Below are 16,159 nucleotides of genomic sequence, written 5' to 3' on the forward strand. Positions count from 1 at the left end.
CGGCCAGCACGCTCAGCACTATCCGGGTCTTCTTCTCCGCCGGAATCGAGGGTGGTCTACCCATGTCTGACTCTCCTTCAGGACCTACATAACGGCCCTGCCACTAAGTCTGACGCGCGACACGACGCAAGCGCCAGGATGATACTTGAATCGATACCTCCCGAGGCGTCGCAGGAGAGGGCGTCGACTCGTTCAGCGCGGACTCTCACCGCTTCGATCATGCGGTCGCGGAGTCGGGCTCTCGATTCTCGGGCGTCGCGATCAGGCGACGGAGGGTACCAATGCTGCTCGACGGACGGATGCGTTCCGTCAGTGTGAAATGTGAGGAAGTGCCCGGGCGGTACGAGATGCACGTTCTTCCAGGGCGGTTGAAGGCCGAATGGGTATGGGCCTTGAGGAGATATCGCCCAGGTCGCCAAGATGTCTTCGTCCTCGGTAGCCCCCGCTAGTTCGGCGAGGAGCCTGGCGTCTGTGGCGGCTACCGCCTGCCCCGCGACTGTGACCCAGAAGACCTGGTGTTGCCGAGGCTCATCGTTGTCAGCCGAAGAAGTATCCAACGGCCTCATGACGGACGCCGATGACGCCGCGAGTCAGCTCACTGAACTCGCCTGCCTCGACGATCGCCGGTGCCTCATACGTCTGCATGATGCACTCCTTCCTACTCACATCCCTTTGCAGCTGAGTATCCAAGGAGTTCCAGGGCATGCCGAGCTGGCCTTGGACAGCGTCGTCGGGGGGATGCGCACCCGGCTTACGCTATTCTCCCCAGAAGAGATCCCATCGTCTATATCTGCGCTTCAGCAGGAAGCCACGGTATATTCCGAGGGATTTCGCCACGTGCATGCCGAGACCTACCTCAGGGAAACCTCCGACAGGGATCGACTCGACGCTTCACATCGGTTTGCCTCGGAGAGCATGCCCAACACAACCGACATCGAAGCGGCATTCTCGCCCGCCATCAGCGTCGTCGACTTGCTCGTCACGATGGGGCAGGTAACACAGGCAGCGATCTATCGCCGCGTCGACGAGTCTGCTCGGCGAGGTGAGCTCTGGCTGCGGTCGATGACGATCGATCTGGACAACTCTCCACGAGCCTTACCCTGCGCTCTTCGTAGCCGGGCGCGAGTTGTGCGTGATCAATTGCTTGTACGCGGGGAACGCCGGACCCACTCTCTCAGGACTGAATCAACGACCGAGGAAGCTGCCCGGATCCGTGCGGACCTTGCGTACGTGGAGCCGGGATTCACTTCTAATCAAGGAGCAGAGGTATGACGGCTTGCTACGACCAGGTCGGCGGAAACGTTCTACATGCCGCCGCCGATCTATTTGTCGAGCATTCGTTTCCCGAGGTAAGTATGCCCGACATAGCTACCCACGCCGGGGTTTCTCTCCAAGCTGTGCTGAGCGCCTTCCCTACCGTTCACGATATAGGCTCAGCCATTCTCGATCATGAACGGTCCCGCATGCACGCAATCCAGAATGACATCGCTCAACAAGATGTCCCAGCGCTCGAAGCTATTCCGCTCGCCTTTCGACTAGTAGGCGAGAACCTGGCCGATGACCCCATCGTCCGAGCGGGTGTGTGCCTCGCCTCTGGGGCGCGGCGATTCTTCCCCGAACGCCGACTCGACCCCTTCCGGACATGGAGGTCCTACCTCAGCGTCCTGCTTGAGACTGCCCGCGAACACGGCAAACTCCGAGATCACGTTGAATCACGCGAGGCGGCCTGGCTCATCGTTACCGCCGGCATGGGCACGATGGACTACTGCCGAACCAAGAACTTGTGGCATGAAGCTCCAAACGAGCTTTCACAAACAGCACGATCAATGATCCAACTCATGGTGCCCACGCACGCCTTGGAGCACGAGGAGCAGCTATGAATTCATCCCCAATCGTCCTCGTGACAGGCGCATCAGGCGGCATCGGTACAGCGACAACCCGCCTACTCCTCCGCGAGGGATACCATGTCATCGCCCACTACGCCGAGAATCTCAGCGCAGTCACAGCGCTCGCCGAGTACGCCGCCGCACAGGGCCGAAAGTGCTGGCCGGTTCGGGCTGACCTTGCAAACGCGGCTGACATCGAGCAAGTCATTTCTGAGATCGACACTCTGCTCGGAGATAGCCAAGGCTCGGAGCTAGTCGGAATCGTCAACAATGCCGCGGCGCTGCTCGGACCGTCACTCGAGCAAGCAAGCGTCGAGAAATTCGACCATTACATGGCACTCAACACGCGCGCACCATTCTTCCTGACCCAACAACTCTCACTGCGAATGGAGAGCGGCGGAAGCATTGTGAACGTATCATCGGCTGGGGTGCATTTCTCAAACCCCGGAGATATTGTATACGCCATCTCCAAGGCGGCCGTAGAAGCCTTTACCCGGCACGCCGCAGAAGTGCTCGCTTCGAAGAATATTCGCATCAACGCCGTGATCCCGGGATTCACCGACAATGGACACCCGGCGTTCAGCGAGCCAGAAATCAGGGAATACATGGGAAGTTTCTCTGTCCTGGGCGATGTGGCTTCCCCCCGACGACGTCGCCGAAGCTGTTGCCTTCCTGCTTTCAAGCCGTTCTCGACGGATCACAGGCACAATGCTCGACACGAGCGGAGGCAGCGCCCTGGGGGCACGTCCTGCGGGTACATCCGTCTCCTTGCGATCCTTCACTGAGGGCGAGGCGGCCTCCTAACAGGAATACTCCCACTCGGGCGAAAGACACATTGCTGGCATGGCTGGACTCGTCGCTGATGCAAATGACAGGGTGGCGGGACGAAGTACTTAACGCTGGCCCGTTTGGCCGACAACGGCACTCGTTCTCTGCGCATTGCCGCCCGGAGCTACTACGCTGCCAGGCCGTAGGCTGTAGACTGGAAGCGCAAGCAACTGGTATCCCCCTTGAGCTTCTTCGGCTCGTCGAGCACCAGCAGCTGGTGCGGTGGATCTGCCAGCAGGGCTGCGAGCGCGACTCGGAATCGTTCGCCTCCGGAGAGGTTGCCGAGCAGCCGGTGGACGGTCTCGGCTCTGAACTGGAACCGGGCTAAGCGGTTGCGCAGCTGGCCGGGTGGAGTCCCCGGCACAGCCGCTGCGACGGTGTCGAGGATGCTCCTGTCATGAGCGAGGTGGTCAAGGCGCTGCGGCAGCAGTCCGATCCGGCTGGTGTGGGCGATCGCCTCAACCTGCGGGGTCGTCGGGCTGTCGCTGCTCAGCGGGTGCAGCAGGGAGGTCACCAGTTGGGTCTTGCCGACCCCGTTGGCGCCGGTCAGGGCGATCTACTGCCGGCCCTGCACCAGAACCGAGGTGCCGGTGGCGCTGCGCAGTTCGGCGAGCCGGCGTCCGCTGTGGAGGTGGGGGTCGGGCAGGTCGATGATGATCCGGTTATCGCTGCGGATCCGCTCGGACTGCTCATCGGCTGACTCCTGCGCGGCTGAGACCTTGGCATCGAGTTCGCCGCGCAGCTTGCCCGCTGAGACCTGCGCTTCGGCTTTGCGCTGGTTCATGATGATCTTCGGTTTGCGCTTGTTCTCGAAGTCGGTGCGCGCATAGCGCTGCCGGCGGGCGAGCCTCGTCTGCGCCTCGATCCGCTGTCGCTGCTCGCGACGCAGCTGCTGTTCGGCGGTGCGCAACGCCTGGGCAGCCGCTTCCTGTTCAGCCTCATGCTGGGCACGGTAGGCGCTGTAGGGGCCGCCCACGACCGACAGCGACCCGTTGTAGAGCTCGGCGGTCTCATCCATGAGCTCTAAGAGCGTGACGTCGTGGCTGACGACGATGAGCGCCCCTGTCCACGCGGTGATCGTGTCGTAGAGCCGCTGGCGGGCGCCGCGGTCAAGGTTGTTCGTCGGTTCGTCGAGCAGGACGACGCTGTCACCGGCCAACCGCAGTCCGGTGAGGGCGGTGAGCACGGTCTCTCCGCCCGACAGTGTGCCGACCGGGCGGTCGAGGCTGAGGGAGACCAGTCCTGCGCTGTCGAGGGCGGCACGGGCGCGGGAGTCGATGTCCCAGTCCGCGCCTACGGCCTCGAAGTCTTCGACGGCGACTGAGCCGGATTCGATCGCGCGCAGCGCTGTGAGCTGCCTGTCGATGCCGAGCAGTTCGGCGACCGTCATGAACGGACGCAGGGTGAGGTTCTGCGGCAGCCAGCCGACGGTGCCGGTGGATGTGACGGTGCCGCCGGCCGGTGCGCCCGGAGTTGAAGGCGGCGGTGAGACCACAGAACACCGGGGTGGCGTCAGGCCAGGCGAAGGAGAGATCCGTCAGGACGGCGGAAGGGCGGTGAATGATGGACATGGGGCTCCAGAGTTCGTCAGCTGAGTCGCTGACGGCGGAGCCGGAATCACGGCAGCAGCAGCGTCAGCGCAGGCCGGGGCGCGATGAACGCTGGTAGATGAGCACGACGTGTCTCCTCACTCACAATGGTGCCGTGGGCAGCCAAGTGTAACAGCCGCCACCTGCTGCCGCTGGCCACTACCGTTGGGGCATGGACTGTGTGCCCGCTGCTGCGCTCGACCACCTCGATGCCGCCGATCCCGGTGGAGTGCTCGGCGTGTACCTGTACGGTTCGGCGACCAGCACCGGGCTGTGCCCCGGCAGCGATATCGACCTCCTCGTCATCACAGCGCGCTCCCTCACCGCGTCCGAACGCCGCGACCTCGTCGCGGTGCTGCTGGAGACGTCCGGCTGGTCCGGGCATGCCGATTCCTTTCCCGAGGCGGCGGCTCGCAGGCCGATTGAGCTCACGAGCATCGTCCGCCCGGAGACAGACTCCTGGGCGAGCGCACCGGTCATCGACTTCCAGTACGGCGAATGGCTGCGCGCCGAAATCGCGGACGGCCTGCTCCCCGCGCCCACGCCGGATGCGGATCTCATCATCCTCGCCGCGACGGCAGCCGCCCATCACCGAGTGCTGCGCGGGCGCCCGCTTGCTGAGCTGCTGCCGCCGGTGCCCGATGGACTGCTGCGCCGCACCGCCGCCGACCTCGCACCGGCCGTGGCAGCTGAGGCCGCTGGGGATGAGCGCAATGCGCTGCTGACCCTGGCGCGCATCGTCGTCACCGCCGAGACCGGCCGGATCGTGTCGAAAGATGCCGCCGCCGAGGCGGTGGCCGCGTCCCTGCCCAAGCACCAGCGCAGGCTGCTGGCACGGGCACGGGAGGAATACCTCGGGCACGGGGTGCCAGGCTGGAGCTGGGCCGAGGCAACCGGTGAAGTCGCCGCGCTGGTGAGTGCTCTCGTTGGCCGGGCCCGCGGTGCGGTGGCGTGAGCTGGCGGAAGCCAGTGCGCGTGCTCAGCGCGGCGCCTGCCAATGACGAGCTGCAGGATCGAGGAGACGGCCAGAGAGACGGCTGCGGCGAGGACGAGCGGCAGACCCCATGACGGCTCAGCTTGGACCGGACCGTGGGGCACGAGCTCGCCGTCGATGATGTGGTCGTACATGATGTGCGGCCATTCGGCGGTGACGACGCCGACGGCGCCGGTGAACAGGCAGGCGCTGCCGGCCAGGCCGATCCATCCCCATACGCGCGGATGCCACCCGGTGAGCGATTGGATGGCCATGAGGACGCTGATGGCTGTTCCCGGCCGCAGGAGCCATGTGGCCATCGAACGGTCAGCGGCCTGGAGGACGTTGGAGTTGAGCATGGCGAAACCGGGTTCAGCCGATTCGTAGACCGGGAAGCCGATGGTGAGGCCGAGCAGCAGGGGTGAGGCGATCGCGCACAGGCGGGCGTACTCCCTCATGCCGGCCCCGGGTTCGCAGCGGCAGGTGGTGCCTGCCGGGCAGCGAGCAGCTGCAGGGTCGCGACATGGGCGAGCACTCCTGCCGCGCACACGATGAGCAGCAGGCCGAGCCAGGGTTCGGGGACTTCCATGCCGCCGGTCGGCCGGCCCTGATCGTCGACGCCGTCCCACATGAGCGAGGGCCGGTTCTCGCCCGTGAAGGCCCCGAACGCACCGACGGTGAGGAAGAACGCGCCGAGGTAGCCGATCCAGGCCCAGATGCCGGGCCGCCAGCCGGTGAAGGACTGGATGACCATGAGCACGGCGATGAGGATGCCGGGTGCGAGCAGCGCGGCCACCGGTGAGAGGCCGACAGCGGTGAGGACGTTGACGGCGAGGTCGTCGTAGTGCGCGTCCTCGACGCGCAGCACGGGCACTGGGATCGTGGCCGCCAGCAGCACGAGCGCGGTGATGGAGAGCACACGTGAGGCGATGATCATGATCCGCCCTCCTCCCCTGCCGGTGCCGGGTCGGCACGCTGAGCCTGGGCGCGCCGGCTGCGATGGGCTGTCACCAGCTGCAGAACCGAGGCGAGTGCCAGGGTCAGCATGGCTGCGGCGATGAGTGCCGTGCCCCACCAAGGTTCGGGCAGGATCATCCCGCCGGTGGGCATCCCGTCAGCGGTGACGCCGTCCCAGAGGATGCCGAACATCCACAGGTTCGACAGCACCGAAACCGCCCCGGCGGCAATGCAGACGCAGCCGGCGAGCCCGATCCAGCCGCCCGCCCGCGGCAGCATGCCGGTGAAAGCGCAGAAGCACAGGGCCACGGCGGCGAGGACGCCGAGGAAGATCAGCGGTGAGAGCTCACCGGCTGTCGCTGCGGAGATGAGGCCGATGTCATCGGAGCTGAATCTGCGGTCGGTGAAGCGCAACACCGGCACCCAGAAGGCCGCAGCGAACAGTGCGACCGTCACGGCGGTCAGGACGCGGGTTGTCGTTCTCATATCTCCAGTCTCTGATGACTCAGCGTGCCGGTGGTGACGCCGCTGTGCCGGTTCCGACACAGGCGCAGGCGGGCACCGCCTCGGTCGCGCGGTCACGGCCCGTGGCGCTGCTCAGGCGCGCGGTAGCGGTGCTCTTCGATCTGCACAATGCCAGCGGCAACAAGAGCGAAACCGGCCGCCGCAGCAAACGCCAGCCCCCACCCGAGCTCAGGCTGCTCGGTGCTGCCGATCGGCTCCCCGTTGGGCGCGATGCCGTCCCACATGATGACGTGGTCGCGCCGCACGCGGATCGTTTCGCCGACGCCGAGGAGCTGGAAGGCGCCCGCGGCGAGACCGAATGCCCCGGCCTCCCGCGTGTGCGCACCGGAGAGCGCAGCGACGATGACGACGGCGGCCATGAAGAAGACCGGCACGGCCAGCAGCGGCAGAGCCGGGGCCTCACCGGTGGCGATGAAGATGTCGTGGCGGGCGAAGTCCCGGTTCGCATAGCGCAGCACCGGCATCGTCAGCGAGCCGGCGAGGCAGGCGATCGCGGTGACGGCGAGCAGGCAGGTGGTCAGTCTCATGCCTCCAGCGTGACCGCCGTCTGCGTCACCGCGGTGACGTCGGTGTCACCGTCCTGGCACACGGCGGCGTTCTGTCAGACGAGTCCGAAGCCCTCAGCCTGGGCGATGATCTCATCGGCGGTGAAGCTGATGTGCGGCAGGTGGGCGGACTGCTCGACGACATGCATGCACACCCGACGGGAGGGCACCGGGTGGGTCAGTGCCACACTCGTGAGCCCGGCCGGCAGGCTGAGCAGAGCCAGGGCCGGAAGCAGGGTGATGCCGTGGCCGGCGGCGACGAGGGCGAGCGCTGCGTAGTGGCCTTCGGAGCGGGCGATGACCCGCGGGGAGATGCCGGCAGCGGCACAGGCGTGCCGGATCGCGCTCATCCCGGCTGTGGCGCGGGATTCGGCGTCGATCCAGCGCTCCTCGGCGATCTCGGCCAGCGGCACCTCGCCGGCGTCGGCGAGGTGGTGGCTGGTGGGCACGACGAGGTGGAACTCGTCGTCGAACAGCGGCGTGCGAATGGTGCCGGGCAGCTCGGTGGCGGTGGCGAAGCCGGCCTCGCTGCGGATCTCGATGTCCGGCAGCCGCGGGGAGGGTGCGGAGTCGCGCTCATTGTCGAGTATCTCGAAGCGGATCGTCGGGAAGGTCCGCACAACGGAGTCGACGACCGGTGGCAGCAGGGTCTCGTGGAAGGAGGTGAACCCGGAGAACACGATGCGCGGGTCCGGTGAAGAGGTCATGTCATCGACGGTGCCGTCGAGCCGGCGGACCTGGTCGAGGATCTTGGCCGCCTCCTCGGCAAGTTTGCGGCCGGCCTCGGTGATCTCGATGCCGCGCCCGGCCCGCCGGTAGAGCTCCAGGCCGGTCGACTGCTGGAGGGTGGCGATGTGCTGGCTGATCGTCGCCGGCCGGTAGCCGAGGTTGGCGGCGGCCTCGACGACGGATCCGGCGGTGACGACGGCCCGCCAGATGCGGAGCCGGTTGAGGTCCCAGGAGCGCATGCGCACAGCCTAACCGACATGTAGGCAAAACCGAATGGTTATCAGCGTTTCTCTGCTTGTGCCTGATGATTGCGGGTTCCACAATGTTCCTGTCGGCACTGCATGTAGGAGTGCATGGCCGGCGCTCACAAAGGATGCAGTCCCCGTTGTTCAGAGGAGGTTCTCGTGACTCTCACCGTGTTCGGCGCGCTCTTCGCCGCCTCGGTCGGCATCTCCGTGACGCCAGGTCCCGAGACCATGCTCGTCCTCCGCTACGGCGCCCTGCGCCGGCGGGCGGGCCTCTTCTGCACAACGGGGACTGCGCTTGGGGCACTCGTGTGGGCGGTGCTGGCGATCACCGGAGTCGCTGCGATCATGCAGCGCGAACCGGCCCTGCTCGCCGCGGTCAAGACCGTCGGCGGCATCTACCTGCTCTTACTCGGCGCGAAAGCCGCCTACCCGCTGCTGCGCGGCTGGTGGGCCACCCGCCGGGCACGCAGCCGCGGCGGCGTGCTCACCGCAGCCACCGCCTCGGGCGCGGTGGAGGCGAGCACTGGTTCCCTCGACCTGGCCGCGGTCAACGCCTCCCTGCGCACACCGACGGCGCTCTCAAGCTTCACGACCGGCCTGTTCACCGCGCTGACGAACCCGAAGTCCGGGCTGTTCTTCCTCGCGGTGCTGCCGACGTTCATCCCGGCTGACCCGACGCTGGTCGACTATGCGATCGTCGTCGGCACGATCGTCGGCTGCCTGGGCCTCTACGCCGCCGGTCTCGTGCTCGTCGCCGACCTGGTGTCATCGCTGCTGCGCACCCCGAAAGCCGATATGGTCCTCGACATCGTCTCGGCCAGCGTGCTCAGCATCCTCGGCGTGCTCATCCTCGCCCTCTGAGCCGGGCACTCCCCTGGTGCTGACTTTCCGGCCTGACAGCTTCCCTCGCCCGGCCGGCGCGGTCAGCCGTTGACGGCGTCGTCGACGGCGGGCTCCAGGTCCGGGTAGGCGAACTCATAGCCGGCCGCCTGGAGGCGTTCGGGCAGCACCCAGCGGCTCTTGAGCACGAGTTCGGTCTCAGTGCGCATCGCGATCGCGCCGATCTCGAGCATCCAGCGCGCCACCGGCAGGCCGACCGGCATCCCGCAGGCCCGCCGGAGTGCTGCCATGAAGCCGCGGTTGTCCGAGGGATTCGGGGCGGCGGCGTTGATGGGACCGTCGAGCTCGGGATGGTCTTCGAGGAAGTCGATGATGCCGGCGACGTCGTCGAGGTGGATCCAGCTGAACCGCTGTCGGGCTCCGGGTGTGCCGTAGGTGTGGGCGGTGCCGGCGCGCCGGCGGCCGGGAGTGGCCGGCCAGCGGCCGTCGTACTGGGCGCCGCCGAGGCCGATGCGGGCTAAGTTGATGAGCGGACCGAGGGCGCCGTTGCGGCTGCCGGCCCCTAAGCTGCGGGCGGCCCCGGAGCTGCCGGCGGTCCCGGAGCTGCTGGCAGCCTCGGAGGTGTCGCGTCCGAGCACGATCGCGGTGCGCAGGGCGACCCGGCGGGTGGCCGGCAGGTCGGCGGCGAAGAGTGCGCGCTCCCAGGCGCGCGCGACGTCGACGGAGAAGCCCTCACCGATCTCGCCGCCGGATTCGGTCATCGGCCGGTCATCGGCGTGACGGTAGATCGTTGCGGTCGAGGCGTTGATCCACAGCGGCGGCGGGTTCTGTGCGGCTGCGATCGCATCGGACAGGGCCGTGGTGGTCGCCAGCCGTGAGGTGAAGATCTCCTCACGGTTCTTCGCCGTGTAGCGGCAGCCGACGCTCTTGCCGGCCAGCCCGATGACGAGCCCGGCACCGTCGACAGCGGCGACAATCCCGTCCGTGTCATCCCAGGTGAGGTCGGCTGCTGACCGGGAGATCGTGACGACCTCCCGGCCTCGGGCCCGATACCTCTCGACGAGGTGGCGGCCGATGAAGCCGCTGGATCCGCCGATCACGACCCGCCCCAGGCCGGCCGCACCAGCGCTGTCCTGGGAGGTGCTGGCTGGGCTGGTCTCGGGGGTGTCGCTCATCGCCGGCATCCGCTCAGGATAGCGCGGCCTCGACTGCCGGTTCGCCGAGTGCGGCGACGTCCCAGGACTGGAAGACGTGCGCAGACGCCCAGAAGTGCAGTTCGTACACGGTGGCCTGCGCGAATGCCGCCATCATGGCCTGCCGGGTGGACTCGTCGGCTGAGGCCATCTCGCGTTCGAGGATCGCAACGGCACCGTCGACCGATTCATCGAACTCGGGGCTGTCGTAGGTTTCGATCCAGGCACGGTACGGGTGCGTATCCATGGCGTCGCCGACGCGTTCGGTGAGCACCTTGCCCATGTGGGCGTAGACCCAGAAGCACGGCAGCACTGCGGCCACACCGACCGGGTACGCAGCGGTTGCGGCCTGGGCGATGAGGTAGGAGGTGTAGCCCAGGGTCGTCGGCGAGGGCTGCGGCTGGCCGTCGGCGCCGGTCAGCTGGCTGCGGGCCGGGGCGAACCGCTCCTCGGCCAGCAGCGCGCCGTGCATGTCCTCTTCGACGGTGACGGCCTCGCCTGCCGCGAGTGCCCAGAACCGGGTGTCCTCGCGATTCGGGGCGCGCACGCCGAGCTGGCTCATGGCGCGGGCATAGCCGTTGAGGTAGAGCTCGTCCTGCAGGATGTAGTTGACGAAGGTCTGCACCGGCAGTTCGCCGGTGGCCAGGGCGTCGAGGAAGGGCAGGTTCTCGATCTCATCGAGGGTGCCGGCGACGGCATCCCAGATCGCCTGGGTGTGCTCGCCTGCGACGAAGCGGTTGCGGTCGGTCATTGCGGTCCTTTCCTAGGGTGCCCGCGCGCGGCGGGTGCTCATCTTCGAGGTGGGCGGGTTCAGCGCGTGACGGTGAGGTCGACGAGGTGGTCGACCGGCCCGTGGGCGCCTTCGGGGTTGAGGCTCAGCTGCCAGTGATCTGCCGAGGCGAGCGCACGGGCAAGGTAGTCCAGTGATCGTTCGACGGCTGCGGTGATGGTCTCCGAGGCAGTGGTGGTTTCCGAGGCGGTGGCGTCCGCTCCCGAGACGGTGGCGTCCGCTCCCGAGGCGGTGGTGTCCGCTCCCGAGGCGGTGCTCGCCTGTGCGTGGCGGGCGGCGGCCATCTCGGCGGTGATCGTCGCTGAAAGGGTGCAGCCGGTGCCGTGGGTGTTCGGGGTGCGGATGCGGGTGTGGGTGAACTCCGCGGTGGTGCCGTCGGCCAGGGCGAGGACGTCGATGACCTCGTCGTCGACACCGTGGCCGCCTTTGAGCAGCACGCCCCGGGCACCGTGTTCGATCAGCCGGCCGGCTTGGTCGCGCATCTGCTCGATGCTTGCGGCTTCGGGTTCGGATTCGCCGAGCAGCAGTGCGGCTTCGGGCAGGTTCGGGGTGATGAGGTCCGCGCGCGGCATGAGCTGGCGGCGCACGGAGTCGACCGCGTCGTCGTCGAGCAGCCGGTGTCCGGAGGTGGCGACCATGACGGGGTCGACGACGAAGTAGCCGAGGTCGCGCTCATCGACGGCGCGGCAGACGAGGTCGACGAGGCTGCGAGTGGAGAGCATGCCGGTCTTCGTCGCATCGACGGGCAGATCGTCGAGCACGCTGGCGAGCTGGGCTTCGACGAAGGCCTCGTCGATGCCGTAGACCTCGCTGACGCCGTGGGTGTTCTGGGCCACCAGGGCGGTGATGGCGGTGGTGCCGTAGACGCCGCGGGCGCAGAAGGCTTTGAGGTCAGCGTGGATGCCAGCGCCGCCGGACGGGTCGGTGCCGGCGATGGACAAGGCAACCGGCGGGCGGGATGCGGGTGCAGTCATTGTTCAGCGTCCTCCGTCTGCAGTGTGGGAGCCGGTGTTGTCGTGCGTCTCAGTCCGGTCCTCGGTGTCGGGTGTCTGGCCGGTGAGGAACGCGGCCTTGATCGCAGCAGCGGCTGCGCGCGGGTCGGCGGCTGTGCAGATGGCGGAGACGACGCAGATTCCAGCGACTCCGGTGCCGTGCATCTTGGCAGCACCTGCCAGGTCGATGCCGCCGATGCCGAAGACCGGCAGACCGGCCTCGCCGGCGAGTGCGCGGATCTTGCCGGGTCCGAGGACGTCGCGGGCGTTCTTCTTCGTCGTCGTCGGAAACGCCAGGCCGACGCCGAGCAGGTCGACCGATCCGGCCTCGCGGGCGGCGGCGAACTGATCCGGGGTGGTGGCCGAGAGCCCGAGCAGGGCCTCCTGGCCGATGTGCTGGCGGACTTCGGCAAACGGCATGTCGTCCTGGCCGACGTGCAGGTGCACGAGGTGTCCTTCACTGTTGAGCTGTTCGACCACGGCGACGCGGTCGTTGACGAACACCGGCACCGGCCGGGTGATCTTCGCATCGCCGAGCACCTCGTCGACGGCCCGCAGCACCTCGCAGGTGAGGTCGTACATGGCGTCGTCAGTGATGTCCTTGTCCCGGATCTGGACCATCCCCGCCCCGCCGGCCACCGCCTCGGCGACGGTGTCGGCCACCAAGCGGCCGGCGGACGCGCACTGGGCGGTGTCGGTGATGAAGTACAGGGCGGTGTCGATGCCGGCGAGGCGATCGTGGCTCATGCGGTGACCTCCACGGTGTCGTAACTGACGCCGACGGCGGTGATGTCAGCGGCGGTGACGGAATGCAGGGCATCGAGGAACTCGACGGCGAAGCTGCCAGGCCCGCGGCTCGTGCCGGCCGCGCGGGTGCCGGCGGCCGCATAGTGGGCGTGGGCGGCGACGACAGCGGTGAACGGGTCTGCCGGCAGGGCGCCGAGGTAGGCGGCGACGACACCGCCGAGCGAGCAGCCGGTGCCCACGACCAGCGGCATGTAGTCCGAACCGCCGGAGACCCGGGCGATGCGCACCTGCTCACCGGCGTGGACGATCGCGTCGACCTCTCCGGAGACGGCGACGACGGAGCCGAGCGCGTGGGAGAGCTGGATCGCAGCCTCCAGCACGGCCTCGACCTCGTCGGTGGAGTCGACGCCGCGGGCGCCGGCACCGGTGCCGGCCAGGGCTGCGATCTCAGAGGCGTTGCCGCGGATGGCGGTCGGCTGCCAGGTCAGGGCCTGCTTGATGCGGGTGGTGCGGTAGTCGATGACGCCGTAGGACACGGGATCGAGCACCCACGGGGTGCCGGTCTCACGGGCGGCGGTGATGGCGGCGTCGGCGGCGAGGAAGTTGTGGGAGCTGGCGGTGCCGAAGTTGATGAGCAGGCCGTCGGAGATGCGGGCGAACTGGGCGGCGTCGGCTTCGTGGTTGATCATCGCCGGTGAGGCGCCGATCGCCAGCAGCGCATTGGCGCTCAGCGGCTGCACGACGGTGTTCGTGATGCACTGGACGAGCGGATTCGACTCCCGCACTGCGGTCACCGCCGCTGCGAGGTCGGGTATCGAGGCCGCCGACTGTGCGGCGGCAGATGGGTGCTGCTGTGTCACGACAATCCCTTCGCCAGCATGATCCAGATCAGGTTCGATGGGTGTGTTCTCAGCCCGGCCCGCCGGGCACCCCATGTCTGTCCGCCACTCTAACAGTCCTGGCCGATGACGCCACTTTGCGCTGGAATGTGTGGGGGTGGCGTAGCGCTCGGAAGCGACCGCGCTGAATCCAACTGCCTGTGGATAACTCTGGCTGGTCTCTCGCGAGCGGCGTAGAATCGTGGCATGAGCGCACCACGACCGGTCGCCGAATCCGAATGGGAGGATCGGCTCAAGCGGGCAATCGAGGCCCGGAAACTGCCTGTGTCCGTCAGCGACGTGCTGACCGTCCTCGCCGATACGGTCGAACCTGCTGCACCGCTGCCAGCGGAGGAACGCGCCTTCCTAGCCGAGCACACAGGTCTCACCCCTGTCGACCTCATCCCTGAGGGGCTGGCCGATGTCGATATCGAGATTGCGGCCAACCGCGCCGTGGCTGCGCAACGCGCCGAACGGAACACCCTGGCCGTCGACGAAGTCGCCCGCCTGCTTCTCCTTGGCACCGCTGATGTCAGAGCCCTTGCCGCCAGCGGTGATCTCTATGCGTTCACGTCTCAGAGCCGCCGAGATCTCCTCTTTCCGCGCTGGCAGTTCATCGACGGTCGCGCACTCCCCGGTCTGTCGCAAGTTATAAGGGCGCTTCCAGAGGACTATCTTCCCGTGGACATCGAAGAGTTCATGACCCAGCCCGCTGAGTCGCTCGAAGGGCAGACCCCATCTGAATGGCTCGCAGCTGACAGACCACCATCGGCTGTCTCCTCACTGGCCGACGAGCTTTCCTGGGAATGATGGCGAAGAATCCCAAGCGGCCCGGGCATCCGTCGATTCGGCCGGCGGATCTTCGCGACCTCCCTTCCACTCAGCCGCTGTTCCGCATCCACTCGGCAGGTGGCCGGCACCCAATCGCATGGAACGGCTTTCGCGATTTCGGACCGTTGCAGAGCATGCGCTGGGATCCGCATCCCCCACCTCCTTCGCATCACCACGGCGTAGGCGTCGCCTACTGTGCGACGGATCCCGTCACCACCTTTGCCGAAGTATTCCAAGAACGCCGACGCATCCGCATCGGTTCGTTGCGTGCCCTCAGCGCGTGGTTTCCGGCTCGCGATCTGCGGTTGCTTGACCTCACGGGAAACTGGCCGACTCGCAATGGTGCCTCGTTCTCACTGTTCGCTGCACCGAAATCGACATGCCGTAACTGGGCGCGCGGAATTCACGAGCTTTCCGCAGAGCTCAGCTTGGAGCTCGACGGCTTGTACGTGCACTCGACGATGATGCCAGGGAAGAACGTCGTACTCTTCTCTTCAGCTCATTCGGCATTCCCGATCGCGCCGGCAATATCGCTGCCACTCGACCACCCCGTCATCCGGCGCCTTGCCCAAGACGCTAGCCACCAGTTGTCCTGGCCAGTCGTCTGAGGCCACGCCCACTGCTCCGGTTGCCGCACGGCTGCAGGCCAAGTGACTCCGGGTCGCTAGGATCGAAGGGTACGGCGTCATCTGTCCTGACCGAATCGGAGGAATCCCGTGAGCGATGTGCTCTTCTCACCCAGCGAAACCGGCGAAGGCTCGTTCCTCGAGCTCATGCAGCTGGAGAAGATCGACAAGAACATCTACCGCGCCGGCTACGTCTTCGATGAGCCCTACGCCCTCTACGGCGGCCAGGTCGCAGCGCAGTCCGTGCACGCCGCGGCCCTGACCGTCGATGCAGAGCGCAAGCCCCACTCCCTGCACGGATACTTCCTGCGCCCAGGCAACGCCGCCCGGCCGACGGTCTTCCAGGTCTTCCGCGACCGCGACGGCGGCTCCTACTCCGCCCGCCGCGTGGTCGCCACCCAGGACGGCGACGTCATCTTCAACATGGCCATCAACTTCACCCGCGGCAACGAAAGCCCCGACCTGCAGGGCCCGACTGCAGCCGCCCAGCAGGAGATCCGGTTCGGCGACCCCTCGCCGATGCCGCGGATGTTCTCCTTCGAAGCCCGCAGCACCGACCAGCCCTTCGAGACCACCGACTACCCGGTCCGGTTCTGGGCCCGCTGCACCGAGGACCTCGGCGACTCCGAGCTGCTGCACATCTGCGCACTCACCTACCTGTCCGACATCTCCTCGGGCCTGGGCGCATTCAACACCGAGGAGTTCAAGTCCGGCTCCAGCCTCGATCACTCGCTGTGGTTCCACCGGCCGGTGAACATGAACGACTGGGTGCTGTGCGACTACGCCCCGCGCTCCGCCGCCTACGGTCGCGGCCTGTACAACGGCGACATCACCACCCAGGACGGCGTGCTCGTCGCCTCGGTCGCCCAGGAGGCGCTGTTCCGCAGGCTCACCCCAGAGCAGCTGCAGCACTACCGCGGCATCGGCCGGCCGAAGAAGGACTGAGACCGCAGCGCTCCGCGCTCACTTGCGCACATCAAAA

19 protein-coding genes and 1 riboswitch are annotated in these 16,159 nt (G+C 67.2%); of the genes, 7 read left to right on the top strand and 12 right to left on the bottom strand.

Annotated features, from left to right (window positions below):
- Positions 1 to 537 precede the first annotated feature (537 nt).
- Positions 538 to 645, bottom strand: a complete 108-nt coding sequence (locus tag HLA91_RS13200; protein WP_165770432.1) for a keywimysin-related RiPP — start codon at positions 643 to 645, stop codon at positions 538 to 540.
- Positions 646 to 1,268: 623 nt separating this feature from the next.
- On the opposite strand from HLA91_RS13200, the gene HLA91_RS13210 reads away from it, so the two are divergent.
- Positions 1,269 to 1,880, top strand: a complete 612-nt coding sequence (locus HLA91_RS13210) for a TetR/AcrR family transcriptional regulator (protein WP_170275081.1) — start codon at positions 1,269 to 1,271, stop codon at positions 1,878 to 1,880.
- Complete coding sequence (locus HLA91_RS13215; RefSeq protein WP_170275082.1) at positions 1,877 to 2,671, top strand: SDR family NAD(P)-dependent oxidoreductase; 795 nt, start codon at positions 1,877 to 1,879, stop codon at positions 2,669 to 2,671. Before HLA91_RS13210 ends, HLA91_RS13215 begins: the two co-directional genes overlap by 4 nt.
- Positions 2,672 to 2,841: 170 nt before the next feature.
- Here the strand turns inward: HLA91_RS13215 and HLA91_RS13220 are convergent, their stop codons facing one another.
- Both HLA91_RS13220 and HLA91_RS13225 read right to left on the bottom strand, forming a co-directional pair.
- A complete protein-coding gene (locus tag HLA91_RS13220) occupies positions 2,842 to 3,270 on the bottom strand; it encodes an ATP-binding cassette domain-containing protein (RefSeq protein ID WP_338076813.1) in 429 nt (142 codons plus the stop codon).
- Positions 3,271 to 4,209: an ATP-binding cassette domain-containing protein gene (locus tag HLA91_RS13225; RefSeq protein WP_170275084.1), complete on the bottom strand. Its 939-nt coding sequence runs from the start codon at positions 4,207 to 4,209 to the stop codon at positions 3,271 to 3,273.
- Between the two features lie 266 nt (positions 4,210 to 4,475).
- Here HLA91_RS13225 and HLA91_RS13230 point away from each other — a divergent pair, with 266 nt between their 5' ends.
- Positions 4,476 to 5,258 carry an aminoglycoside adenylyltransferase domain-containing protein gene (locus tag HLA91_RS13230; RefSeq protein WP_170275085.1) on the top strand — a complete coding sequence of 261 codons (783 nt, stop codon included), beginning with the start codon at positions 4,476 to 4,478 and terminating at the stop codon, positions 5,256 to 5,258.
- A gap of 472 nt (positions 5,259 to 5,730) precedes the next feature.
- On the opposite strand, the gene HLA91_RS13235 is transcribed toward HLA91_RS13230, so the two are convergent.
- The 4 genes from HLA91_RS13235 to HLA91_RS13250 all read right to left on the bottom strand — a co-directional run bounded on the left by HLA91_RS13235 (position 5,731) and on the right by HLA91_RS13250 (position 8,271).
- Positions 5,731 to 6,213 carry a hypothetical protein gene (locus HLA91_RS13235; protein ID WP_170275086.1) on the bottom strand — a complete coding sequence of 161 codons (483 nt, stop codon included), beginning with the start codon at positions 6,211 to 6,213 and terminating at the stop codon, positions 5,731 to 5,733.
- Positions 6,210 to 6,719, bottom strand: a complete 510-nt coding sequence (locus tag HLA91_RS13240) for a hypothetical protein (protein ID WP_170275087.1) — start codon at positions 6,717 to 6,719, stop codon at positions 6,210 to 6,212. Before HLA91_RS13240 ends, HLA91_RS13235 begins: the two co-directional genes overlap by 4 nt.
- A 92-nt stretch (positions 6,720 to 6,811) precedes the next feature.
- Positions 6,812 to 7,285, bottom strand: a complete 474-nt coding sequence (locus HLA91_RS13245; protein WP_170275088.1) for a hypothetical protein — start codon at positions 7,283 to 7,285, stop codon at positions 6,812 to 6,814.
- Between the two features lie 74 nt (positions 7,286 to 7,359).
- The gene (locus tag HLA91_RS13250) at positions 7,360 to 8,271 is read right to left on the bottom strand and encodes a LysR family transcriptional regulator (protein WP_170275089.1); all 912 of its coding nucleotides are present in this window, start codon (positions 8,269 to 8,271) and stop codon (positions 7,360 to 7,362) included.
- 165 nt (positions 8,272 to 8,436) lie between these two features.
- Here HLA91_RS13250 and HLA91_RS13255 point away from each other — a divergent pair, with 165 nt between their 5' ends.
- Positions 8,437 to 9,141, top strand: coding sequence for a LysE family translocator (locus tag HLA91_RS13255; protein ID WP_170275090.1), 705 nt, complete (start codon positions 8,437 to 8,439; stop codon positions 9,139 to 9,141).
- A 62-nt stretch (positions 9,142 to 9,203) separates the two neighbouring features.
- Here HLA91_RS13255 and HLA91_RS13260 read toward each other — a convergent pair whose 3' ends face one another.
- The 5 genes from HLA91_RS13260 to thiM all read right to left on the bottom strand — a co-directional run bounded on the left by HLA91_RS13260 (position 9,204) and on the right by thiM (position 13,702).
- Positions 9,204 to 10,295, bottom strand: coding sequence for an epimerase (locus HLA91_RS13260; protein WP_170275091.1), 1,092 nt, complete (start codon positions 10,293 to 10,295; stop codon positions 9,204 to 9,206).
- Positions 10,296 to 10,308: 13 nt separating this feature from the next.
- Positions 10,309 to 11,064 (bottom strand): TenA family protein, encoded by a 756-nt coding sequence (locus HLA91_RS13265; protein ID WP_102161834.1) that lies wholly within the window; start codon positions 11,062 to 11,064, stop codon positions 10,309 to 10,311.
- A 59-nt stretch (positions 11,065 to 11,123) separates the two neighbouring features.
- Positions 11,124 to 12,077: a bifunctional hydroxymethylpyrimidine kinase/phosphomethylpyrimidine kinase gene (thiD, locus tag HLA91_RS13270; RefSeq protein WP_102161835.1), complete on the bottom strand. Its 954-nt coding sequence runs from the start codon at positions 12,075 to 12,077 to the stop codon at positions 11,124 to 11,126.
- Between the two features lie 3 nt (positions 12,078 to 12,080).
- Positions 12,081 to 12,842, bottom strand: a complete 762-nt coding sequence (thiE, locus tag HLA91_RS13275) for a thiamine phosphate synthase (RefSeq protein ID WP_102161836.1) — start codon at positions 12,840 to 12,842, stop codon at positions 12,081 to 12,083.
- Positions 12,839 to 13,702, bottom strand: a complete 864-nt coding sequence (thiM, locus tag HLA91_RS13280; RefSeq protein WP_257995087.1) for a hydroxyethylthiazole kinase — start codon at positions 13,700 to 13,702, stop codon at positions 12,839 to 12,841. The genes thiE and thiM overlap by 4 nt, the downstream gene beginning before the upstream one ends.
- A riboswitch (TPP riboswitch) is annotated at positions 13,690 to 13,786 on the bottom strand. (Overlaps the previous gene by 13 nt.)
- Before the next feature lie 141 nt (positions 13,787 to 13,927).
- Here thiM and HLA91_RS13285 point away from each other — a divergent pair.
- The 3 genes from HLA91_RS13285 (at position 13,928) to HLA91_RS13295 (ending at position 16,122) form a co-directional block, all read left to right on the top strand.
- Positions 13,928 to 14,530 (top strand): hypothetical protein, encoded by a 603-nt coding sequence (locus HLA91_RS13285; RefSeq protein WP_102161837.1) that lies wholly within the window; start codon positions 13,928 to 13,930, stop codon positions 14,528 to 14,530.
- A complete protein-coding gene (locus tag HLA91_RS13290; RefSeq protein ID WP_170275092.1) occupies positions 14,530 to 15,159 on the top strand; it encodes an RES family NAD+ phosphorylase in 630 nt (209 codons plus the stop codon). The genes HLA91_RS13285 and HLA91_RS13290 overlap by 1 nt, the downstream gene beginning before the upstream one ends.
- A gap of 108 nt (positions 15,160 to 15,267) precedes the next feature.
- Positions 15,268 to 16,122 (top strand): acyl-CoA thioesterase, encoded by an 855-nt coding sequence (locus HLA91_RS13295; protein WP_257995088.1) that lies wholly within the window; start codon positions 15,268 to 15,270, stop codon positions 16,120 to 16,122.
- The last annotated feature ends 37 nt before the right edge of the window (positions 16,123 to 16,159 follow it).

The sequence above is a fragment of the Brevibacterium luteolum genome, assembly GCF_013004595.1.
GTDB classification, from domain to species: domain Bacteria; phylum Actinomycetota; class Actinomycetes; order Actinomycetales; family Brevibacteriaceae; genus Brevibacterium; species Brevibacterium luteolum.